At 34.6% G+C, this 23,823-nt stretch carries 17 protein-coding genes, 1 other RNA gene and 2 pseudogenes; 11 read left to right on the top strand and 9 right to left on the bottom strand.

Going from position 1 to position 23,823, the window contains the following annotated elements; all coding sequences use genetic code 11:
- The first annotated feature begins 471 nt into the window (after window positions 1-471).
- A complete protein-coding gene (gene ltrA / locus OOK82_RS06570; RefSeq protein WP_264686936.1) occupies window positions 472-1,803 on the top strand; it encodes a group II intron reverse transcriptase/maturase in 1,332 nt (443 codons plus the stop codon).
- A gap of 21 nt (window positions 1,804-1,824) precedes the next feature.
- Window positions 1,825-3,782 (top strand): annotated as a pseudogene (locus OOK82_RS06565) (AAA family ATPase).
- Window positions 3,783-3,794: 12 nt separating this feature from the next.
- Here the strand turns inward: OOK82_RS06565 and OOK82_RS06560 are convergent.
- The 3 genes from OOK82_RS06560 to OOK82_RS06550 are packed head-to-tail and all read right to left on the bottom strand — an operon-like array spanning window position 3,795 to window position 6,066.
- Window positions 3,795-4,238 (bottom strand): hypothetical protein, encoded by a 444-nt coding sequence (locus OOK82_RS06560; RefSeq protein WP_264704434.1) that lies wholly within the window; start codon window positions 4,236-4,238, stop codon window positions 3,795-3,797.
- A 45-nt stretch (window positions 4,239-4,283) separates the two neighbouring features.
- Window positions 4,284-4,904 (bottom strand): hypothetical protein, encoded by a 621-nt coding sequence (locus OOK82_RS06555; RefSeq protein WP_264704433.1) that lies wholly within the window; start codon window positions 4,902-4,904, stop codon window positions 4,284-4,286.
- Window positions 4,870-6,066: a hypothetical protein gene (locus OOK82_RS06550; protein WP_264704432.1), complete on the bottom strand. Its 1,197-nt coding sequence runs from the start codon at window positions 6,064-6,066 to the stop codon at window positions 4,870-4,872. Before OOK82_RS06550 ends, OOK82_RS06555 begins: the two co-directional genes overlap by 35 nt.
- Before the next feature lie 342 nt (window positions 6,067-6,408).
- Between OOK82_RS06550 and OOK82_RS06545 the strand changes: the two genes are divergently transcribed.
- The 7 genes and pseudogenes from OOK82_RS06545 (at window position 6,409) to OOK82_RS06505 (ending at window position 13,458) form a co-directional block, all read left to right on the top strand.
- Window positions 6,409-8,040, top strand: a complete 1,632-nt coding sequence (locus OOK82_RS06545; protein ID WP_264686691.1) for a recombinase family protein — start codon at window positions 6,409-6,411, stop codon at window positions 8,038-8,040.
- A pseudogene (locus OOK82_RS07725) lies at window positions 7,961-9,437 on the top strand (YifB family Mg chelatase-like AAA ATPase). The gene OOK82_RS06545 and the pseudogene OOK82_RS07725 overlap by 80 nt, the downstream one beginning before the upstream one ends.
- 77 nt (window positions 9,438-9,514) lie before the next feature.
- Entirely contained in the window at window positions 9,515-10,003 is a 489-nt protein-coding gene (locus OOK82_RS06530) for a hypothetical protein (protein ID WP_264704597.1), read from the top strand.
- Between the two features lie 231 nt (window positions 10,004-10,234).
- Complete coding sequence (gene ftsZ / locus OOK82_RS06525) at window positions 10,235-11,419, top strand: cell division protein FtsZ (protein ID WP_264375783.1); 1,185 nt, start codon at window positions 10,235-10,237, stop codon at window positions 11,417-11,419.
- Window positions 11,419-11,817 carry an EVE domain-containing protein gene (locus tag OOK82_RS06520; RefSeq protein WP_064085650.1) on the top strand — a complete coding sequence of 133 codons (399 nt, stop codon included), beginning with the start codon at window positions 11,419-11,421 and terminating at the stop codon, window positions 11,815-11,817. The genes ftsZ and OOK82_RS06520 overlap by 1 nt, the downstream gene beginning before the upstream one ends.
- 339 nt (window positions 11,818-12,156) lie before the next feature.
- Window positions 12,157-12,615, top strand: coding sequence for an rRNA maturation RNase YbeY (gene ybeY, locus OOK82_RS06510; RefSeq protein ID WP_015587883.1), 459 nt, complete (start codon window positions 12,157-12,159; stop codon window positions 12,613-12,615).
- 54 nt (window positions 12,616-12,669) lie between these two features.
- The gene (locus OOK82_RS06505) at window positions 12,670-13,458 is read left to right on the top strand and encodes a succinate dehydrogenase iron-sulfur subunit (RefSeq protein ID WP_211908529.1); all 789 of its coding nucleotides are present in this window, start codon (window positions 12,670-12,672) and stop codon (window positions 13,456-13,458) included.
- A gap of 3 nt (window positions 13,459-13,461) precedes the next feature.
- Here the strand turns inward: OOK82_RS06505 and OOK82_RS06500 are convergent, their stop codons facing one another.
- The 4 genes from OOK82_RS06500 to OOK82_RS06485 are packed head-to-tail and all read right to left on the bottom strand — an operon-like array spanning window position 13,462 to window position 16,894.
- Window positions 13,462-14,598: a hypothetical protein gene (locus tag OOK82_RS06500; protein WP_319803562.1), complete on the bottom strand. Its 1,137-nt coding sequence runs from the start codon at window positions 14,596-14,598 to the stop codon at window positions 13,462-13,464.
- A 35-nt stretch (window positions 14,599-14,633) separates the two neighbouring features.
- Window positions 14,634-15,425 (bottom strand): GNAT family N-acetyltransferase, encoded by a 792-nt coding sequence (locus tag OOK82_RS06495; protein WP_064085647.1) that lies wholly within the window; start codon window positions 15,423-15,425, stop codon window positions 14,634-14,636.
- Window positions 15,415-15,897: a phosphatidylglycerophosphatase A family protein gene (locus OOK82_RS06490; protein ID WP_029237689.1), complete on the bottom strand. Its 483-nt coding sequence runs from the start codon at window positions 15,895-15,897 to the stop codon at window positions 15,415-15,417. The genes OOK82_RS06495 and OOK82_RS06490 overlap by 11 nt, the downstream gene beginning before the upstream one ends.
- 19 nt (window positions 15,898-15,916) lie before the next feature.
- Window positions 15,917-16,894, bottom strand: a complete 978-nt coding sequence (locus OOK82_RS06485) for an NAD(P)H-dependent glycerol-3-phosphate dehydrogenase (protein ID WP_264704596.1) — start codon at window positions 16,892-16,894, stop codon at window positions 15,917-15,919.
- Window positions 16,895-17,217: 323 nt separating this feature from the next.
- Between OOK82_RS06485 and OOK82_RS06480 the strand changes: the two genes are divergently transcribed.
- Window positions 17,218-17,988, top strand: a complete 771-nt coding sequence (locus OOK82_RS06480) for a response regulator transcription factor (RefSeq protein ID WP_010406882.1) — start codon at window positions 17,218-17,220, stop codon at window positions 17,986-17,988.
- A gap of 355 nt (window positions 17,989-18,343) precedes the next feature.
- On the opposite strand, the gene rnpB is transcribed toward OOK82_RS06480, so the two are convergent.
- Both rnpB and OOK82_RS06470 read right to left on the bottom strand, forming a co-directional pair.
- Window positions 18,344-18,693: RNase P RNA component class A (gene rnpB, locus OOK82_RS06475), an RNA gene on the bottom strand.
- A 157-nt stretch (window positions 18,694-18,850) separates the two neighbouring features.
- A complete protein-coding gene (locus tag OOK82_RS06470) occupies window positions 18,851-21,088 on the bottom strand; it encodes a hypothetical protein (protein WP_264704595.1) in 2,238 nt (745 codons plus the stop codon).
- A gap of 589 nt (window positions 21,089-21,677) precedes the next feature.
- On the opposite strand from OOK82_RS06470, the gene OOK82_RS06465 reads away from it, so the two are divergent.
- Window positions 21,678-23,741, top strand: a complete 2,064-nt coding sequence (locus OOK82_RS06465; protein WP_264704594.1) for an ankyrin repeat domain-containing protein — start codon at window positions 21,678-21,680, stop codon at window positions 23,739-23,741.
- Window positions 23,742-23,823: the final 82 nt, after the last annotated feature.

Raw genomic sequence — 23,823 nt, 5'->3', positions numbered from 1 at the left:
CCCTCGGAGCCGGTTTACAAGAGCAGGCTTTAAACAACCATAAGCTGCTTTGGTAAAGAGCCAAGGTGGTGAGCGTTATGGAAAAGGTGCAACTATGCATCATGTGTGAAGTAGAGAGATGAACGAAAGTGAACCACTGATGAAGTGTCGAAAATGACAATTAGGAGGCGTCAAAACCAGGGGTTCTGTAGTAACCTGGGATAAGTCTATCAGGAGCTTGTTTACTGGGTAGATGGCGTCCGGCATAGAGGTGGCATGAATCTATTTTAGGCTATTGTGCGGAACTACGGGAACCTGTCGTTTCGATGATAAGGAAGAAATCCAAGGAGCTAAACTCTAAGGATGAGAGTACCGATGCGAAAAACAGGGGCGGATCAGCTCGTAGTAGTGAAGAAGTTTCTGTAATGGGAATGGAGCGAAGGGGCTGAGTTATTTAGTTTTAGTTATTTATCAACCGCAAGGGAGGAGTTAATGAATAAAACAAAGTCTTTTGATATACCAAAGCAACTTATTTGGAGAGCTTATAAACAAGTATCGAGAAATAAGGGTGCTGCTGGTGTAGATGAGGTTTCGATAACAAAATTTGAGGAAAATCTAAAAGATAATCTGTACAAACTATGGAATCGGATGTCATCTGGAAGTTATTTTCCAGAAGCTGTAAAAGCTGTTGCAATACCGAAAGGTACAGGAAGAGGACAAAGAATTTTAGGTGTTCCTTCAGTAATCGACAGGATAGGGCAAACAGTAGCTTCTATGTATCTTGAGCCGCTAGTAGAGCCAAAATTCCACGAAGATTCATATGGTTATAGACCAAATAGATCTGCATTGGATGCGGTAGACACAGCGCGTAAAAGATGCTGGAGGTACGATTGGGTGATAGATCTTGATATATCAGGATTTTTCGACAATTTAGACCACAAGTTGGCATTGCAAGCTATCAAGAAGCACACAGACTGCAAATGGGTCATACTGTATGTTGAAAGATGGATGAAAGCTCCAATTCAGCAAACAGATGGCAGTAAGGTAATCAGGGATAAAGGAGTTCCACAGGGAGGTTCAATAAGCCCGATAATCTCAAACATATTTATGCATCATGTATTTGATGAGTGGATGAGACAAAAGTGCCCAACAATACCATTTGAGAGGTATGTAGATGATGCGATAGTGCACTGTAAGACTCAGAAGCAGGCGGAATTTATGAAGATAGCAATTGAAGAAAGATTGGCTGAGCATAAGCTAAAATTACATCCTGAAAAGACACAAATTGTGTACTGCAAGGATGACAATAGAAAAAGTGAATTTCCTACGCAAAGTTTTGATTTTCTGGGCTACACATATAGACCAAGGTTAGCAAAAAGTAAAATAGGAAAGCATTTTGTTTCATTTCTTCCTGCAATTAGCAACAAAGCCAAGAAAAATATTACTACAACCATAAGGTCATGGAAAATACTACGAAATACACACAAAACATTAGAGGAAATATCAAAGATAGTAAATCCAATAGTCAGAGGATGGTATCAGTACTATGGCAGGTTTTACAGGAAAGAGATATACAAACCTCTGAGAAACATAGAGCGGCACCTAGAAAAGTGGGTCAGAAGAAAGTACAAGAAACTTCGAACTCATGGAAGACTAGCAAGGCAACTTCTAGGAAAAATGAGAAAGGAAGGGCCAGAAACTTTCTACCACTGGATATTAGGTTTAGGTCAAAAGATGAATAATGGAAGCTGTGTGAGTCGAGAGGTTCATGCACAGTTTTGCGAGGGGCTCGTGGGGAAGTTCCACCGGTCTACTCTCCCTTAATTTGTCCGCAAAACGGACACTATGGTAGAGCTCAAAACTCAGCTTTTGCAAAACATCAGATCTTGTCTTTTTCACCTACTACCAAGAGGAACATTTCGTGGTGATAAGTTTTATGTAGGTGATGTACAGGGTAACAAAGGCAAAAGCACTGTAATAGAGTTAACAGGTGAAAGAGCTGGATTATGGAAAGATTTTGCAACAGGAGAAGGTGGTGACATTATTGACCTTTGGGCAACAGTACACGGGAAGAATGCAAAAACAGAGTTTCCTGAAGTAATGCTCTCAATAAGTGAATGGCTTGGCATCAAAGAAAAAAATAATATTAGAGATCTAGAACAATACCTGACTTGTAGTTGGAACTACTACGATGAAAATAACCAAGTAATCGTAATAGTCTACCGTTATGATCCTCCTTTAGAGAAAAAACAGTTTAAACCATTTGATGCTAAAAAGCAGAGATTCAAAGAGCCAGAGATAAGGCCGCTCTACAACATTCCAGGTATCTTAAAATCAGATAAGGTTGTTCTGGTTGAAGGAGAAAAATGCGCAGAAGTACTTATAGAGAAAGGAATAACTGCAACAACAGCAATGTTTGGAGCAAATGCACCTATTGATAAAACAGATTGGACTCCGCTAAAAGGTAAACATATTATCATTTGGCCAGACAATGATGAAGCAGGTAATAAATATGCTAAAAACGCTGAAAAGAAACTTTTAGAACTTGGTGTTGCATCACTTGCTACGCTTAGGATTCCACCAGATAAACTAAGGAGTTGGGATGCTGCTGATGCTGTACAAGAGAATATAGATATTTTTGACTTCATCGAAAAAAACTCAAGAAAAATAATTATTAAATCACCGCTTGATATTTTTAGCTGGAGTGTGGAGCGTTTTGTAGGTCCAGTACCAAAGCAAAGATTCTTAGTTGAAGGATTATTTCCTTTGGGTGTCACATCTATTTTAGCTGCAATGGGTGATACTGGTAAAGGCATGCTTCTTCTTGACCTAGCCCTCAAGGTTGCAGCTAGCATAGATCAGGTATGCGGATTTGGCCAACTTGTTACTGAACATGGATCTGTGGTGGTATTTTCTGCGGAGGATGATACAAATGAAATACATCGTCGCTTAGAACGACTTGATCCAAAATGCGAGAGATTGAAATATAAAGGTAGGCTATTTATTGTACCATTACCAAACATCGGAGGATCTCTTACCATACTTAAGAACGTTCGCGGTAAAGTTGTAGAAATCTCTCCAGAATTTGAGTCGGTAATGAAGCAGCTGAGCAGGATAAAGGATTTAAAGCTCATTATATTTGATCCCCTTGCTTCTTTCATTCATGTAGCACTGGAGCTTCAATAATTACTGCACATCATATGAGAAAGCTGAAGGGAGAAAAGCCTATATCAACAGTAGAGCAAGCACGAGATGCTATTCGAGGCACTTCTGCTCTCGTAAATGGAGTCAGGTGTTCTTTTGCTTTTTGGCCTGTTGAAGATATGACTAAACCAATGATTTTTAGGTCAATTGGAAAAATCCCAAGACAAAATGCACTATTTTATGGAGCTGTTGTTAAAGCAAATGGCCTGGCTGATCGTACCATACGCACTTACCTAAGAAATGAAGAAACAGGGCTATTGGAAGACATCACTGAACAATTAAAAGCTCAAAATATTAGCGATAAAGATCTTAAAATATATCTTATTGATTCAATTGCGCGAGCTGCTATTTCAGGACATCCATTTACTCACACAGGAAGTGCAGGAATACATAAACAACGACATAGACTGCCTGAAGTTTTTCATAGTATGGGAAGAGATAGATTAGAGCGTATAGTGCAAGAGCTTTTACAGGCAAAGCAAATAGTTAAAGGAATGGCTAATGGTTCAAAAGAGGATAAATGGCTCGATATTAAAACAGGACCATTTGCACGTGGAGTGGGAAAATTTATTCATGGAGCTGAAAAAAACTATTTTTGATAACAAAAAACTCTATTTTTTTATAGTCAAAGTAAAAGGGTTAATACGATAACCATGTGATGATCTTTGCCAACCAAGGGTTTGTATTACATCATCACGTTCAATACTTAATCCTAATTTCTCAGCCAATGTAGCTTTGATCGTTTTTTGCATCTTGTTTAATGGTTTTCTGATTTGATGTTCTAAATCTGCTTCTAAACTAAGTCCCAAGAGTTTTTCTAACTGATTAATATTGAGAAGTGTATGTTTTTCAGGTGGTAACTCTTTCTCACAGTCATGTAAAAATTGCTTGAACAATATTCGAAAAATATTAAGGCATGATGCAGCTTTTTTATTTATAACTTCAACGCTATTAACATATACCATACCTTTAACTACCTGTAACTCCAAAAGCTTTATTGGCACAATTGGTTCAACACGTTTAAGCGAAATATATGAAGCTGGTAAAACTTGCAAAGAAGTATTTTCTACTACCTCTGGTACTCCTTTTTTAGCTGCCTCTTAGAATATCTCAGTTACAGTCTTATACTGGCAAAACAGTTCTACCATTCGCACTACATATAGGCTCAATAATAGATTAGGTATATCTTTTTTTAGAGTAATGAGAACTGTCGGATGGACTCTCAGTTTATCTATGGTTAAAAATATCGCATCAGTACAAAAATCAAGGATTATTAGATTTACAATATGACCTTGATCACAAGTATAATAAACTCCTTTTTCCATTTTTCCCCACATAAGTCTTGAATCATTCAACTTTGTTTCAAACCAGTCTATGATTTTCTCTATATTTAAGTATATGGATAAGAGATGAAATCTCTGTTTTTTATAAGTATTAGGCAAAATATGACGAGAACAGTTTTCACAAATAGCGTCATCACATGCTTCATCAAAGTCTGGATCGATAAAAATCTCATTGCTACAACTTGGATCAATTACATTTGGCCAATCAAGATGATCTTCTTCACGAGAGCAAACAATATAGTACCTTTCTTGCATTTTTATCAATCCAAGATCAAATAAGTATCTTGCTGCTTTAATGTGATTTTGACTTGGATTAACCCAAGAACTATTTGAACTTAAAAGATCAGCAATTTGCTCGTGAAAGGATTTTAAGACCATAAGATTGTTCCATATGTTTCTTCAGGTCCTCTCTTTCTTTTTTATTGAGCGGATGCTCTGAATAATAAATTTCCCCACTTGATTTGAAAGAAAATGTTACCTTTTTGTTTTGGAACATTACTTTAGCTGATTGAATAGATTGTAGTATGTTGCCAATAGCTGGCTTTAAAATATGTAACTCTGGTGCAATAGGATCATACGGCTTTACACTTAAAGTAAGATATGTATTACTATTTTTAAAATAATCTGACTTAAAATTTAACTCAAATATACAAATATTAGGGTCAGAACCCTCTATACATGCTTGAAGGAATTTATGCACTTGTAGTAGAAAGTTCTTATCCTGTATATTTACAAAAGTACATTCGCAGTTAAAATAACCACTTACAATACTATTTGCTATTTCCACAGCTTTATTGGTATTTTTAGCACAGAGATTAACCTTTGTACCATCAATCGAAAAATCTAAAATCATCCACTCAGGTTTATGGCCATGAACAACTTTGTTTGAGTTAAGCAGTAAATCCATGTCACTTCCTCGACGTACAAACATATATATTCGATCTTGATGATGGAAAAAACCCTGCAACTGGTCATCATCCTTAAGTATCTGCTCTACGGATTCTTGTGACATAAATTCCTTAAATGAAGTATTTATTTGTCTTGGTGGTTTCTGTAGAGCAAATGATACGAAGCCTTTCTTTTGTACTTTATCAAAGTGATAGACAGATTTTAGAAGTTCGCAACTTATGTGAAACAGTAAAAATAACAAGGATCTTTTATCGTACTTAGTATTATTTTTGATCAGGTACGATCTCATTAACTCTTGAGTGAGGGCAAATCTTGCTACTTCACTAACTGTAGCCTCAAGTTTCGTGCGATCAAAGTGGCTAATGAGATAATAGTCAAAAAGAGAGTCAGAGTAACTGGTAAGTATCTTACGTTTTTGTTGAGTCGATCTATCGTCATAATCTCCGTCCTGAAAAAGTTGCCCATTTAAATGATTTTTAAAGCAATGCTGAAAAATGATACTCAATTGTCTACCAGAAAGAGAATCAAGCCATAGTTTACGTAATTCTAAATCTTGAAAGCGATCTAGCAAGAGATTAACGGGAACCTCTAAATCACTCTCCCAGAATTCATAACTTGGATGAACATTCATGATACTTTAAATAAGCCATATCATACATAATATGATAATTCAAGTAAAGATTTTTTGGACATAATTTTTTCAAATCTTGTATATTGATTAGGGAGAATTTCTTGTTTGCGCGAACTAGACAGCTTTTTTAAATTAAGGTGTTTAGTTTAAAATGGTAAACGTTTTCTTTTAGCTATGGCAATAGAAGTCTCCTAACCTATAAGAAAATTCACAGGAAGAAAAACATGCAAAAAGGGGATTTAACTATTTATTGCCGTTATGAGCCCAGTCGGTTGGCAGGTACATATTTGGCAGATGCTTATGAACAATTATTGAAATATAAAATAAAGGAGGTAGAAGAAAATGACAACCGTAAGCTTGTATGCAAGAGTTTCATCAAGACAACAGGCACAAGAGAATACGATAGAGAGTCAGATTGTAGAATTGGAGCGTCGCATTAGTAGCGATGGACATGAGTTATTAGATGAGCATAGGTTCATCGATAATGGCTACAGTGGATCAAACTTAGAACGTCCTGGCTTAGAGAGTTTACGTGATAGAGTAGCAGAAGGTAAGATTGATAAGATATATATTCATTCACCTGATCGGCTATCACGGAAATTTTCATATCAAATGATCTTACTCGAAGAGTTTAAAAAGGCTGGATCTGAAATAGTATTTTTAAATCATAAGTTTGATGATAATCCTGATTCCCATTTATTTCTACAGATTCAAGGAGCAATAGCAGAGTATGAACGTGCAAAGATTATGGAACGAAATCGCAGAGGAAAACTTCATGCAGCTAAAGCTGGGTGTATAAGTGTGATGGGTAGGGCGCCTTACGGTTATCGCTACATAGCAAAACACGTAGGTGAAGGAAGTGCTCAATTTGAGGTTGATGAAGAAGAGGCAAATATAGTGCGTAAAATATTTAGTCGGGTTGGCCAAGAAAGAGCAAGTATAGGAGAAGTTGTACATGAACTGAATAAGATACCGGTAATAACACGAACAGGAAAAAGGTATTGGAAAAGGAGCACTATTTGGAACATGTTAAAAAATCCTGCTTATATAGGACAAGCAGCTTATGGTAAAACTAGGACATGCTCAAAACCACAAGTAAAAAAATCAAAAAAAGGAACTTGTGGTAAACTTAAAAGTGGTCGCTTTAATAGTGATAAAGAGAATTGGACTTATATTCCAGTACCAAAAATAATCAATGAGCATTTATTTGATTCAGTGCAGGCACAACTAACTGAAAATAGGCAAAGAGCAAGAGTACGACAAAGAAGAGAAACATATTTATTGCAAGGTTTAATGGTATGTCAACGTTGTCAATATACTTATTGTGGTACAAACCACGTTCATAAAAAGTCGACATATTATTACTATCGTTGCTCTGGTACAAACTCTAGCAAATTCAATGGCAATAAAATCTGCGATAATAAATCAATACGCACTGATATATTAGATGGAGTTATATGGGAAGAAGTCAAGAGTATCTTGAAAGAGCCAGATAGGATTGCAAATGAATATCAACGTAGATTGTCAGAGAACAAAAAACCTTTACATAATCAAACACGTGAAAAGCAAGAAAGTAAGCTAAGATTAAGTATCAAAAAATTTATTGATAGCTATGCCAAAGGGTTTATAAGCCAAGAAGAATTTGAACCAAGAATCACAACAATGAAACAACATTTGAAAGAAATTGAAGAAGAGAAAGAAAGAACGCTTGATCAAAAAAAACTACAACAAGAATTGAGCCTTGTTACAGATAGCTTGAAAAACTTTTCCTCAAGTGTTGAATCAAAGCTTGATCAAGTGGATTGGCAGACTAAGCAAAATATTATTAGAATGTTAATTCATCAAATTGAAATCAACCACAATCACCTATATATAGTATTTCGCATAAAAAGTCTTGCAAATTTTGATCAAAATAGCCATAATAGAATTATGCAATGTTGTACTAGCAGTCAATATTGTTGGACTGCCGGATAAAACTGTTGCAGAATCTAAAGAGCGCATCAGAGCGGCATTAAACTCAATTAATTTACTACTACCTCCAAAAAGAATCACAGTTAATCTTTCCCCTGCGGATTTGCTTAAAGAAGGTAGTCATTATGACTTAGCTATTGCTGTTGGATTACTTGTTGTAATGAATGTGATACCAGTTGAAAAAGTTCAGTCTTATATAATTATGGGCGAGCTTGCACTAGACAGCAGAGTCATACCAATCTCAGGAGTACTTCCAACAGCAATCAATGCAAAACAGGCAAATAAAGGAGTAATTTGCCCAAGGGGAAATGGAGTAGAAGCTTCATGGGTAAAGAATGTTTCTATTCTAGCTATAGAGAAATTAACCGATATTATCAGACATTTTAAGGGTGAGCAGTTAATTCAGCCGGTAACTTTTAACTATAGCGCTGCACCCAAAGAAAAAAATTCAGTTCCAGATATAAAGGATATTAAAGGTCAAGTTGTTGCAAAAAGAGCAGCTGAAATTGCAGCAGCAGGTGGACACAATATGCTCCTTGTTGGACCTCCTGGTACTGGAAAGTCAATGCTTGCTAAGCGATTTATAGGGCTATTACCCGATTTGACTGAACAAGAGATGATTGATGTTAATATCATCTCTAGCATAACAAAAGCCGGTAACGAAACATTTAAAGTAACTCGTCCCTTTCGTGAACCTCATCACTCATGCTCGATGTCAGCGATGATAGGGGGAGGGAAAAATGCAAAAGCCTGGGGAAATCACCATGGCTCACAATGGTGTGTTATTTCTTGATGAGCTACCTGAATTTCCAAGGCTTGTACTTGATTCTCTACGTCAACCACTTGAAGATAGAAAAGTTACTATTGCACGTGCAAATGCTCACATTACTTATCCAGCTAATTTTCAACTTATAGCTGCAATGAATCCCTGCAGGTGCGGTTATTTAGGTGATGCAAGTAGATCGTGCAACAAAGCTCCAAAGTGTGGCACAGATTACAAAAACAAAATATCAGGACCATTGCTTGATAGAATAGACATATGCATTGAAATGCCAAACGTTAGCATACTTTCTCCTGAAATCTCTGTGGAGGGAGAAAGTACCGAATTTATAAGAGGAAGGGTGATAGCAGCGAGAAAAATTCAAACTGAGCGTTATAGTAAATTTAATATTCGTTGCAATGCAGAAGTCAGTGGTGAAGCATTAAATAAATTCACTGAACCAGATCAGGAAGGGTTAGAATTGCTAAAATACGTACTGAAAGAAAATTACATTTCCAATCGAGGCTATACACGTGTATTAAGAGTCGCAAGAACCATTGCAGATCTTGCGAAAAGTGAGGAAATAAAAAGAGCACACATCGCAGAAGCGCTGAATTACAGAATAAGAATGTATAAATAAATTAATCTGCTTGACAGACAACTTTTTTTTGCCATATACTACCATTAGTGAAATTTTAATATTTTTGGAGTAAAGTTATGAGAAGAATTGAAGAAATAAAAAATAAATACAGAAGTGAAGGGCTTTGGTCAGCAGCTAAAGAAGTTCCTGTGCAAGGTTGGGGTCTTGTAAAAGAAAATCCGAGTGAAACAGTTGTTACTTTTGTAGCAATTGCAGCAGTAGCTTCGCTTACGGCTGCTTATTTCTTAAGTCCAGCTTATGCAACCTTTGTTGGTACAGTTGGAACAAAAGCTGCAACACTTGTTAATCCTGCTATTACTACAATGTCTAATTTTGCAGTTGCTCATCCACTCATTGCTAGTTTGATAGTTCTTGCTGCAGTAGCAGCTCTAATAGTTGCACCTGTGCTTGCATATAAAAACAGTGGTAAATCAGAGGAAATTAAAGCCCTCAATAGCAACATTAACGAAATAGCAGCAAAAGTAAACGAAGATAATACAGACCCAAAAACTATGATTGATGAACTTAAAGTAATGCCTTGCTTGGCGAATACTCGCCCTGTATAAATTATGCTTTCAACAAAAAGGACAGGCTTCTGTCCTTTTTTACTTACAAGTACTTTCTGTTTTTTTTGCAGTTTTAAGTAGTGTTGTTTGAAAGCCTGTAATCATTACATCTTAAGAATAAGTAAATCTTGTTTACTATTTGCATATATCAAAATGAAAAATGTTTGCATACTTTTAAAAAGATAGTAACTTGTTATCAAGTGAATTCACTAATATTTGAGTAAAATTTAAATGTCAATCGACCTTAGTTTACCAGAATTACCCATATTGCACCCAAGGATTACCGTTGTGGGAGTGGGTGGTGCTGGTGGAAATGCTGTGAACAACATGATTCAATCCAATTTACAAGGAGTAAATTTTGTTGTAGCAAATACCGATGCTCAAGCGTTAGAGAAGTCATTATGTGATAAAAAAATTCAACTTGGTATTAACTTAACTAAGGGCCTTGGTGCTGGTGCTTTGCCTGATGTTGGTAAAGGTGCAGCAGAAGAATCAATTGATGAAATTATGGAGCATATAAAAGATAGCCATATGCTCTTTATCACAGCAGGGATGGGTGGTGGTACTGGAACAGGTGCTGCACCGGTAATTGCAAAAGCAGCCAGAGAAGCAAGAGCGGTAGTTAAAGATAAAGGAGCAAAAGAAAAAAAGATACTGACTGTTGGAGTTGTAACTAAGCCGTTCGGTTTTGAAGGTGTGCGACGTATGCGCATTGCAGAGCTTGGACTTGAAGAGTTGCAAAAATACGTAGATACACTTATTGTCATTCCCAATCAAAATTTATTTAGAATTGCTAACGAGAAAACTACATTTGCTGACGCATTTCAACTCGCCGATAATGTTCTGCATATTGGCATAAGAGGAGTAACTGATTTGATGATCATGCCAGGACTGATTAATCTTGATTTTGCTGATATAGAAACAGTAATGAGTGAGATGGGTAAAGCAATGATTGGTACTGGAGAGGCAGAAGGAGAAGATAGGGCAATTAGTGCTGCAGAGGCTGCGATATCTAATCCATTGCTTGATAATGTATCAATGAAAGGTGCGCAAGGAATATTGATTAATATTACTGGTGGTGGAGATATGACTCTATTTGAAGTTGATGCTGCAGCCAATAGAGTGCGTGAAGAAGTGGATGAAAATGCAAATATAATATTTGGTGCTACTTTTGATCAGGCGATGGAGGGAAGAGTTAGAGTTTCTGTTCTTGCAACTGGCATTGATAGCTGTAACAACAATTCATCTGTTAATCAAAACAAGATCCCAGCAGAGGAAAAAAATTTTAAATGGCCTTATAATCAAATTCCAATATTAGAAACAAAAGAATATGCTTCAACTGAGCAAACAAACGAAAGAGTTAAGTGGGGTAGCAATGTTTATGATATACCAGCTTATTTAAGAAGAAAAAAATAATGCAATTTTGGCTACTCAAGTCAGAGCCAAGTGAATACTCGTGGCAAAAAATGGGAAAGGAGCAGGTGACGCAGTGGAATGGTGTATGCAATTATCAAGCTCAAAATTACATGAGAGCTATGAAATTAGGCGATCTTGCATTTTTTTATCATACAGGTAAAGAGAGAGTTATACTTGGAATAGTTGAAGTATTAAAGGAGTATTATCATGTTTATAATTCCAAATTTGGACTAGTGAATGTAAAATTTTTGAAACCTTTAAGTAACCAAGTGACGTTAAACAGTATAAAACAAAACCCACTTTTGAAAAATATGGTTATATTAAAACAATCACGTTTATCAGTTTCTCCAGTTTTAGAGACTGAGTGGAATGAAATAATAAGGATGAGTGATGTGTAATACCTGTTGCCAAACAATATTACCTCAGCACACAACATACAGCTGTATGAGTGTTTGTTTCGAAGTAGCCGATTTTTCATCAAACACAAAGCAGTGCTTGACACTGGAATCCAGCTGTAATGCAACCACATTAAAAATGTTGTGTTTTAATATAGCTTTTATATTCACTCACCTAATGTCTAATCAGAATTCCTGGATCCCAGTGTCGGAGCACTGGGATGACATACTTCTAGTGTACAATATTCGTATAGTTGTGTGTATGATACGATGGTCTATAATTCTTCTTTTTTGGGTTCCAATGTCAAGTGATGGGATAATGTCCTTTCTGGTGCTTTATTCATGTTAGAAGTAAATATTCTTGATAAGAGGTGGCATAGTATTACGAAGGACCCACAGAGTTTTGTATTAAATATTATTAACGCTTCTCTAAAAGAATTAAAAATAGATCATTATAAACCAAATATATCAATAGCTCTCGCTGATGATAACTTGCTACATCAACTTAATCTTAAGTTTAGAGAAATAGATAAGCCAACTAATGTACTATCATTTCCATGCGAACAGTTATCTAGTGAATGTGATCTAGGAGACATAGCAATTGCAGTAGATACAATAGAAAGAGAGTCTCATGAGTACTGTATATCTATCCTCACTCACACTGCACACATGTTAGTTCATGGATTGCTGCATTTACTTGGCTATGATCATCAAAAAGAAGATGAAGAAATTATAATGAAAAGTTTAGAGAGCAAGATTTTAGCTTTGCTTGAATTTGAAAAGGAAAAGTATGGTAGATAATACCAAAATATGTTATTTACAAAAAAGGGGTTTTAGCTGTAAAAGGTAAGCAATATGGTTCAGTTTTCTTTACCAAAAAATTCTAAAGTTAATAAAAAGGGCAAGGTTTATCCTACTCCTACTGGAGCAAAAAATATTAGAAGATTTCAAATTTATCGTTGGTCTGCTGATGATGATAAAAATCCAAGAATAGACACATTTTTTATCGATATGGATAATTGTGGCCCTATGGTACTTGATGTATTAATAAAAATAAAGGATGAAATAGATTCAACCTTAACTTTTAGACGCTCTTGCAGAGAAGGAATATGCGGATCTTGTGCAATGAATATTGATGGTACCAACACTCTTGCATGCACTAAATCTATACATGATATAAAAGGTGAAGTAAAAATATATCCACTACCTCATATGTATATAGTAAAGGATCTAGTTCCAGATCTAAGCCAATTTTATGAGCAATACAAATCGATTAAACCTTGGTTACAAACAGATAAATCTGCCTTACAAAATAAAGAATACTTTCAATCTCCTGAAGATAGAAAAAAATTGGATGGTCTGTCTGATTGTATACTATGTGCTTGCTGTTCGACTGGTTGCCCAAGCTATTGGTGGAATGGTGATAAATTTTTAGGGCCAGCGGTATTACTGCAAGCTTATAGATGGATTGCTGACAGTCGTGATAATAAGAAAGAAGAAAGACTTGCTTCTTTAAACGACCCATTTAAGTTGTATCGTTGTCATACAATAATGAATTGTACAAAAACCTGCCCGAAAGGGCTTAACCCAGCAAAAGCGATAGCGAAAGTAAAACAGCTTATGGTAGAGAGAGAAGGAATTTGAGTGTTATTTCTGGCACTCTTCGTAAGAAAATAGTAGACCCTCTGAAGCATAGGGTATTGTTAATACTCTAAACGTTCTTCCATTCATGAAATGTATTGTTTCACCATATGATTCCAGTAATCTTTTAAACAACTCATGTCTTTGATTATTAATAGTTTGAAAATCCTTTTTTCCTAAAAGCTTTTTAGATTCAAATAGGTGAAGCATAATCTCGTGATAAGTTGGATAAGACTCCAAAAATTTTGGATCAAACTGAAAAGTTTTTATAAAAGCATTATTATAAAATTTTAGCTTTTGATTCTTACTATATATCGCTACAGCAATCGATAGCTTCTCAAGCAAACTTTCTTGTGCAGCTAAACAATTGCTTAGCTCAGTATGTAATTTTTTTTCATCACTAATATCTTTTCCATACATTACTATGCTATTAGAATTTTGCACTGGAACTTCAACAAAATTAAAAACCTTAGGTTCGTTCTTGTAAGTTATTACACACTCTCCTGGTTTTACGTTATAGGAGCCACTCGCAACAGTAAATTTTTTAGAGCTGCCTATATATTTATCATAAAATAAGTTATAAAACCTTACTTTTTTATTCTTATTGTGCTTCAGTATTGGAAATGGTAAAGAGTCAAAAATTTTTTTATAGTTCTCCAATTCTCGCATAAGCTTACTATTTTCTAACTCAAGTTCATTAGCTTTTATCTTATAATCGGAGATATTCCTTATCCATAACAACACACCAATCACATTATTAGAATAATCTATTATGCTTTTACCATAACATGTGCAATAAACCTCACTGTCTTTTGACTTTAAATCTAGAGTAAAAGATTTATTTATTTCCTTTGCCTCAGCAAAACTTTTAATTAAGCTTTCTGATTGCTCAAAAAAATTTACAAACTCATTAAATGAATAAAAAACAGTATTAAGCAAAATTAGTAAATTGGGAGAAAATTTTTCTATACGTTTTTTTGCGTCCCAAATATAAAATCCATCATTCACAGTATCTATTAAATTATTTATGATAACATTTTGATGTTGTAAGTCCTTAATTTTATTACTAATTTTTAATTGAGAATATGAGAAAAAGAAGAATACTAGAATTAGTAGTAAAACTATTTCATACAAAAAAAACATAGTATTCTAAAACAAATATAAAAATTTGTAACCTCTCAGCAAAGAGATTGTACTGAAGAGGTATATAAGTGAAGATTGCCCAATACCCTAAAGCCTAATCTCTTATAAAGGTTTACAGAAGGTTTCATGCAATGTGCTACTATGTATTTGCACTCAAATTGCCTAGCTATCTTTATTCTTTCTAGAACCATTTGAGTTCCTATTCCACGACCCCTGTAAATTGGTAAAACTCCATCGCTATAAAAACCAGCTATGCTGTCTTGAATATAAAGACCGCATGTTCCAACAATTTCGTTATTTAGCATTACAAGAAAAAATCTTAACCTTGAGCTCTTATCATCATAATTCGATAATTGGCGAAAAAATGTGCTAACAATACTAATTCTATGATAAAAAATTTTAGAAGTGTGTAAATCTAATTGCTCTAAGAGCTCACTACTATTTACAACATTGAACTTCAAATTTGGAACAGCATCATCAGGCAAAAAATAATCTTTTATATTGAGTAAAACTTTTTTTGGTGTGCTAACGTGTTTTATTTCGCATTTTTCTAAAATACCCCCTATTTTTATACGTGGACTTATTATCCATGTTGCTTCTATATTTCGTGCTTTGAGATAATCTAGAGTTCTGCATATGGAAAGCTCAGTACATTGATCTTCACAAAACACAAAATTAAATAACGATTCTCTGGTACCATTTACTGTAAATATAACATTATCAAATTCGTCATGTATTTCCCACTTGGACAAATTCGTTGCATAAAGTATATAATCCTTTAGGTTCTGAATAATTAAGCTTGAATAACAAATTTTTTTATTCTGCATAAACCAACAATAAACAATAAAAGGCTCCTATAAAAACAAAGGCTAAAATTGCAGCTACAACATCATCTAGCATAATACCTAAAGGACCTTTTGTATTTTTATCAATCAAATTTATAGGCCACACTTTTATTATATCAAAAAACCTAAAGGAGAAAAAGCACACCAACAATACAGAGCTATTCATTTCTTGTTCTAATAATATTGAAACTAGAAGTACTGTCAGCAATTGACCAACTACTTCATCAATTACTACCTCTTTTGGATCATGCGGAGCTTTGTAATGTTGTATATAATTGCCTGTAGACCATAATCCAACTAAGAATAAAAAAAAAATAATTGCTGTACCTAAAATTCTGTCATTGAGTAATATAGGAACAATTGGGTAAGCAGCTAAGCTGCCTATAGTACCTGGCATGTGTTTTACCGTGCCAGATAGCCACCATGTTGATATTAATTTATATAAAAATTTCACAATATACCGAAATATAAAACTAATTTACAAGAACAGAAATAGTATCTTCTATAGAAGTATTTTCATATAGCAATCTATAGATCGCTTCACATATGGGCATTTTTATCTTTAGCTTTTCTGCTAAATCAAATGCAGACTTAGCAGTGTTAAAACCTTCAATTACCGACTTACCTTCTGATAAAATCTGCTGAGCACTAGAACCATTACTATTAGCTACTTTAGATCCAAAAGATAGATTTCTTGAATTTAATGATGTGCATGTCACAAACAAATCGCCTAAGCATGCTGGTCCAAGTAGTGTATTTATATCTACATTGCCGTCACCAACTTTTGCTGAGTATAAAGCCTTAATTTCACTCATACTTTTCGTAATTAATGCTGCATGAGCATTAAACCCAAACCTACCTAGAACAACCCCACATGCTATAGCAAAAACATTCTTTAACGCTGCACAAACCTGTATTCCTATAACATCGCTACTAAGGTACAATTTAATATTTTCTTGCTGTAGCTCTGATACTAATTTTAAACCTAATACTTCATTTTGACATGCAAGAACCATCGAATATGGTAATTTTCTTGCAACTTCTATAGCAAAGCTAGGACCAGAAAAAACAGCAAGAGGATTATTAGGTAAAACTTCATTGACTACTTCACTAGGTAATTTTAATGTAGATTTTTCTATTCCCTTACAAGCCAAAATTATTGCCACATTTTTTTTTAGGTTACAATCATTCAATTGATGACATATCTCCCTTAGAGACTGAGTAGGAACAGCTAGAATTATTACTGAAGCATTAACTGCATCTTCAATAGCTAATTTTACTGATACATTATCAGAAATTGGACAATCAGGTAGCTTGTCACTTTCTCTTTTCTCTTTAATTGATTCAAATATGGCCTTATTGCGAGTCCACAAAATTACATTTTTCTTACTACTTAATGAAATCGCAATTGCTGTACCCCATGCGCCAGCACCTAAAACTGATATTACCACTCAATATTCCTGAAAGTATTACTTATAATTTAAAACTGTAGAATAAGTAAATTAAAAATATAACATAAAAGTATAAAATAGTTTAAATATCTATTAACCTAAGTATTCTTTTAATAAAAATAGCTTCTATTCAATATTTACTAAAAATAGTATTATTATAGTATATCTATTGTATTTTAGATCTATTTGTATAATTTTGGAACGACACATTAACTATTAATTAATAAGTGTAATTTCTATTATTCATTAATAAAAATTTGATTTGTTACTTTCCTTGGTTATATATATTACTAAAATTATAAATTATTTATGGGGTGTAAAATATGCGTATATTATTAATTGAAGATGATCAAGTAAGTGCAAGGACTGTAGTTAATGCCTTAACTTCTGATGGACATTTTTGCGACGTTGTTACTTCTGCACAAGATTATAACAATAATATGGTTTCCTCGGGTGGAGACTGTTACGATCTAGTTATTCTAGATATACACCTGCCTGGTGATATTGATGGATATGATATACTGTTAAGATTAAGAAGTGCAAAAATCAAAGTTCCTGTTTTAATACTTTCGTGTATCTCCGCTGCCAACCATAAAGCTAAAGGACTTGGGTATGGTGCCGACGATTACTTAACCAAGCCATTTCACAAGAGCGAATTATTAGCTCGAATTAAGGCCATAGTCCGACGTACTAAAGGCCATCCCGAATCAGTGATAAAGATTGGTAATATGAATATCAATTTTGATCACAGGATTGTTGAGGTAAAAGGCAAAACAGTTCACCTTACTAACAAAGAGTATTCCATGATAGAATTGCTGGCATTGCGTAAAGGAGCAGTGTTGACAAAAGAAATGTTTTTAAACCATCTTTACAATGGCTTGGACGAACCTTCAGACAACAAAATAGTTGATGTTTTTATGTGTAAATTACGTAAAAAACTTGAAAGTGCAAATGATGGAATAAGCCACATAGAAACCGTTTGGGGTAGAGGATATGTTCTAAAAGAGTATGTTGACGATGAAGAATACTCTAGTGTTAATATAAGCGAAAGCAGTAGTGACTATCAAGCAGAACAAGTGAAGGACAACGCATGAAATGCTTTATTCACCCATTCATTGAAGCAACAAAATAGGTAGATGAAATAAGATAAAAACCAATCGTAAAAGTGAGGTAACATGGTTAGTCTTTTAGAACTTTACAAAGACTTGCAGCAAAAAATAGAAAAGTTGGAAGCTAAGCTAAAAAGTTATAGGTAAGAAAATAAGGTTTTAGAGATAGAGAATGACGAGTTAAAGGAAAAGCTCGGTTAAAATTCAAGCTTTGTTAAGTTCAAAAGGAAATAAAAAAAGAGATAAGCCAAGAAGTAAAAGGAATATAGGTGGTCAAATTGAGCGTACAGGATATGTGAAATGTTTGATACATTTACATAGTATGGCTGACATTCATGCATTGCCTAGGTGAAATATAAGCCGAGTTCTGTTTATGTAGCTATTTATCTGGAGTAAATGTTACCATTTACTTCATGCGATTTACCCGAGTAGATATGAGAAAAACATAAAATCTACTTCTATTTAATCTTGCTCCTAGTGTTGGTTACTTGACTACCAATGTTGCCATTGTTATGGTGCGCTCTTACCACACCTTTTCACCCTTGCCTAATAATATTTTAGGCGGTAATTTTCTGTAGCCCTATAACTGGAGTTACCTCCGGCGGGCGTTACCCGTCACTACCTTTTCTTGGAGCTCGGACTTTCCTCTGCTGTGTTTATCACACAACAGCAGCTACTTATTTCACCTAGAAATTATACTTTAACATTAAAATCACAAAAGCAAAAGAAAATTTCCTAACAGTCTACATACTAAAAACATTCAGACAAATAGCTAAAGGTGATATTCCGGTACATCATCGCTATCCCAAGATAAGCTTTTTTCACTTTTAGACTCTAGCTCAGTCAGTCAAGATCCTGGTCCACCGCTTGAAGACGATGAGCTACTTCTTGACCGACTACTACTCTCCACCGATATACTGTTTAGCACTGTTTCAGATTGATCCATAGTTCGCATAGATATATGTCTCATTCTGTTATTAGCGATAAAAATTTCTTCATCGCTATTGCCACTTGAAGATGATCGCCTTCTATCATTGAAATTAGTTAGTTCTAACACAGGGACAGAATTACGACCCTTAACATATTTGTATGCTATGAATCCTATAATTCCAGCAATACTTATTATCGCTCCAACCAAAGACCCACCTATCATTCCTGCCCTATTAGACTCTATAGCAAGCTGAGCGGGCTGTGGTGAAGGAGTAGTTTGAGGAAGTAAAGTTGTAGTGAACAGAGGAGTTGTTGCTTTTGTTCTAGTACTTGGGATAATGGACAATGTTTGTATAGTTTTCTCTGAGTTTGTTGTTGGCGCATTAGTTGGCATTGTAGTAATCATAGTTGCTTGTGAAGTCGCAATAGTTTCAGCTACTGTCGTTGGTTCTGATGACGTACTCATCTTAGTTGTTAATTCTGTTAAAGGCTTACTCATCGTAGTACTGCTTGCTGTAAAAGTTGACTCAACAGTCGCTGCTGTAGATTTTACAGTACTTGTCTCAGTTTCTGAAGTTACTATCGGTGCACTAGTTGACGTTGTAGCAACTGTGGTCGCTTGTGGAGTAGTAGTTGTTTTTGCTACTGTTGTTGGCCCCACTGTTACTGTACTTGTTTGAATTGTTGACTCTGTTGAAGGCCTACTCGTTGTAGAAGTAGGTGCAGTGGTAGTTGATGCTACTGTTGTTGACTCCACTGTTACTGTACTTGCCTGAGTTGTTGACTCTGTTGAAGATTTACTCATTGTGGAAGTTGGTACAATGATAGTTGATACTTCTGTTGTTAATTTGGTAGTCTTTACAGTGTCGGTTTCTGTTGTGCTAGTAATTGCAGCAGTCGTCGTTTTCTTAGAAGTCACAACCGTCTCTGTAACAGTTATAGGAGCCACAGTACTGCTGGAAATAATACTAGGCATCAATTGGCCGTTAATGATATTAACAAAATCACTGAGAGCTTTGATACTGCTTGTCGGTATTATCGTTGCTTCAGAAGATTTTCCAGAGCTCTCTCTATTAAAAGTTATAATACTCTCTCCACTTACCGCAGTGACGATAAAACCTCCTTGGCCATTGTCTTTAACATACAATTGTTCTATAGGATCTTCACATTCACAAACAGTAAAATTTGATTTTGGTCCTTTCTTAGCAAGGCTTACTAAATGCAATTCTTGCGTATTAGAAGATTGTTTTTTTGCAAGAAAAGCAACTAAATCATCACCTCCAGTTCTTCTTACATACTGTAAAAAGTTTATTTTTCCTGGATTAGAGATAATAAATGATGCTTTATCTATTTGACAATTTTTCTTAAGCAAACATTCATCTTTCTTTCCATTTTTTAGATCCTTAACCACTTTAGCCATATCGAACTTAAAAATATTTGTTCTTGCTTCTGGCTTCCCAATAATCTCTTTGCTCATCTGCGCATAAAGCATCGTATTTTCATCTAGTACTAATTGCCCTGGATTATCAAATTTGAATAATTTCCTTTCTGTGATGCCGCTTTTTCCAGGTAAAGCCCTAAATTTTCCATTTGTGTCTGATTGTAAATACCAAGAAACTAAAGCTTGATCCTTTAAGTTATGAGCAATTACAACAACATTACCATTACCAACTTTTACTGCTTTTGGTTGAAAATAACTATTGCCTTCATTTGCAAGACTATTTATATCAATGTTCTTGTATAATTTTACTTTTCCTACGTATTCAACTAAGGGAATATTAGTTGAATGCTTGATTTCGTAGGTGTTGAATGTTAAGCCTTTGATGCACTTTTCTTTTTTGTTAATTTCTTCTGTAGGAAAGATAATTCCAACTTTATCTATTTCAGCTGAATTTTCTATTAGTGTGGGAGATAATTGGCCCTTGAATTCATTTGCTACGTTGACACATGTATCACACTCGTATGTTTTCGATTGATATAATGGACTAATAAGTAACTTTACTCTACTGCTTCCATTGCCGTTATCTTGATAGCTGAGTCCATAAGTAACTCCATTTCCTTCAATCAACCCTACGTTTACTGGGTTAAAACCTATCGCTTCTTTAACTTTCAGTGTAGTTGTATTAACTCTAAATAATCTACTTAATATAGACATAATTATATTTAAAATTTTAATAAAACGCTATTATGATTATTTCTATATGTAACGTCAATAAAATTTTAACTAAAATTAAGAAATTAATTTTTAAGTGCTCTAAGATAATACGCTAATAAACCCAGATTTCCCATAGACAATATGTTTCCTTTGAAACCATATAATAAATTTAGCAGCTTGTTGACAACAGAAATTCCTTTACAAATCCCCCAAATACCCTTACCATGACATCAAGGGTATTTATGACTCAAAACTTGTTTTTGATCTGCAGGCTCAATGACAAAATTCAGTAAAAAACTCAGGGTATTTATTGGCGAATTACATAAAATTATAGTGGCTTTTTTTATTTTTTCTACATTCAGCCAAAATCCGCTTAAAATAAGCGTTAGAACATTATTACAATGCCAATTTACATTATAAAACTCACTACTAGGGGATTCTTTTGCCTTTTTTCCATCTGGTTAATTTCTTAATGTTTATAATCCCGCTACGTGTTAGTGATATAACTATACAAGAAGTAGTAGAAAGCTAGCTTGCATTAGCTTTATTTGTTATAATTACATTCGGTTTTATAAAGTGAGGAGTAAATATGCCAGAAGTTACTGGGGAAGATTCTAATAAGGAAAGTAGAATAGAAAACGAGCTACAACAGGATTATGAATATGAATTGATTAAAAGTTTATTCATGTTTCCTGATAGGCGTCATTTGGTAGATATTGCTGAAGCTACAAAAGGCTCGTTTGATAATTTAATGTGTGCGTGGCTTGTTACAACTGAGTTGACAGACAGTCAAGAAGAGTTAGATGAGGAATTGCTATCTATTTTTAGTGCAATGAGATCTTTGAGTGCAGGAGATAGTTACCGACAACTTCAAAAGTTTTTATTAAATAATAAAGATAATCAAGATCTAAAAACCGTTCTTAATTGTGAAAGGGGAGAGTCTAGTTTGACGATATTGCACATAATATCAAGTATGGCTTGGACAAGAAAACAATATGATTGTGCCGTAAGTTTGCTTTTAGAAGCAGGAGCTGACCCTAATATCAAGAATGATAAAGGAAGGACACCATTACACTATGCTACTGGACCTTATAGTATAGCTGCTCTCTTAGAAAAGGGAGCTGACCTTAATGCAGAAGATAATGAAAAAAAAACGCCTTTGCATCATGTTGCTAGTGTTGGTTGTTCTGAAGGCGTAGTTTTACTCTTAGAGAAAGGAGCTATTTCTGATCAAGGTGATAAACAAGGAAAAACTCCTCTGCAAGTTGCACGTGATAATCATCATGAACATATTGAAAAGTACTTTGTGACTTATAAGCGAGAGAAGTTGAGTGATAAGTTACGCTCTATAATGGAAACAAAAGACTGGTTCGAAGATGGTTCAGGTTACGTTTTAACTAAGAGACAGGGGGGCTTGAGAAGAAAGTTGTTGGATATAGTAAATAACTCAGAAGGTGATTCAGTTGTTGAAGATCTACAAGAATTCTTAGATGATTTTGGGAATGATCAAGATCTAAGAATGGTTTTGAATCTTCGAAGTAATGAAGGAGAGTTGCAGGTGCATCAACATGCTAAAAATCTTGATTCTTTTGCTCGTTCAGGTACTGATGAAAGAGCAAATAAATTTGAAGTAAAAAGATTACTTTTGAAAGCAGATGCAATCAATTTACAATGGTCAAGTTATGATGAGAAGGAGTATTATTCTAGGGATTTATGGAGTAATTTACCGCCGAATCGACAGATAAAGCTAAAAGAATTTTTAGATAAAGTTTCTAAAGCTCAAAATATGGATGAACTAGAAGGAGTTGTAAATGAGGCTATTCTCTCAGGAGGAAGGATTAATAGACGATTTTCTCAAGATAAGAAGCGTAATTTTACAGATTGTGTTATGGAAAGGATTGGTGAGTTAGGAAAGAATCCTGAAGTTGCAAGCAAGATAGTATGCAAGTTGGTATCAATAGGGGCAGTGTTATATAATAAAGATAATATGAAAGTAATTGATACACTAGAATCTGAATTTAAAGAGCACAAAGAAAATATGATAGAAGCTTATCTAGATTATCTAGAGAGTACCCTAGATTTTATGGAAGTTATAAAAGGAGCAGTTATTAATGGTATGGTAAAGAATGCAAAAATAGATAACACTACTTTATACTCGGAATATTCCGAAGATAGTATAATAAATGTTGCAAGGCTCACAGAAAAAGCTAGTGAGTTAAGGCGAGCTCAGGGAAACATAGACTATGAAAGAGATATAATAAAGATTGGTAAAAGTGAGGTAGCAATTATAACAAAGAATGGTATAAGGAATTACACCAATCTTGCGGACGATAGTGATATAGTGTTGACTTTCCCTACCACTAAGGGAGAGTTAGACGTTAGGTTATATCCTGATAAGCAAAATAAAGACTGGATAAAGGTAGAAGTAAGAGATCAAGAGAGGTTGAAAGAATTAAAAGATTGTGGAGAAGAAATAGGAAAAAATTGCTTATTTGGTGGTTACTCAGTTTACAATGCTATTGAACGTGGGTACTTTGAAAGGCCTGCAGGAATTTTCCAGGGAGAAAGATTACAAAGTGGTGAAAAAGTTTCTCATGTAGATCAATTACAAAGTAAAAAAAATAATAAGGTACGTCAAATTGGATTATACTAAGCTTGGTTTACAGTAGGTCTTAGATTATGCAAGAAGTCTAATTGCAATTGTTAACTCTTCAAGTATAATTTGTTGAGATTTA

Source organism: Wolbachia endosymbiont (group B) of Apotomis betuletana (assembly GCF_947250475.1).
In the GTDB taxonomy this organism is placed as follows: Bacteria; Pseudomonadota; Alphaproteobacteria; order Rickettsiales; family Anaplasmataceae; genus Wolbachia.
This window is presented reverse-complemented; position numbering and strand designations above follow the sequence as displayed.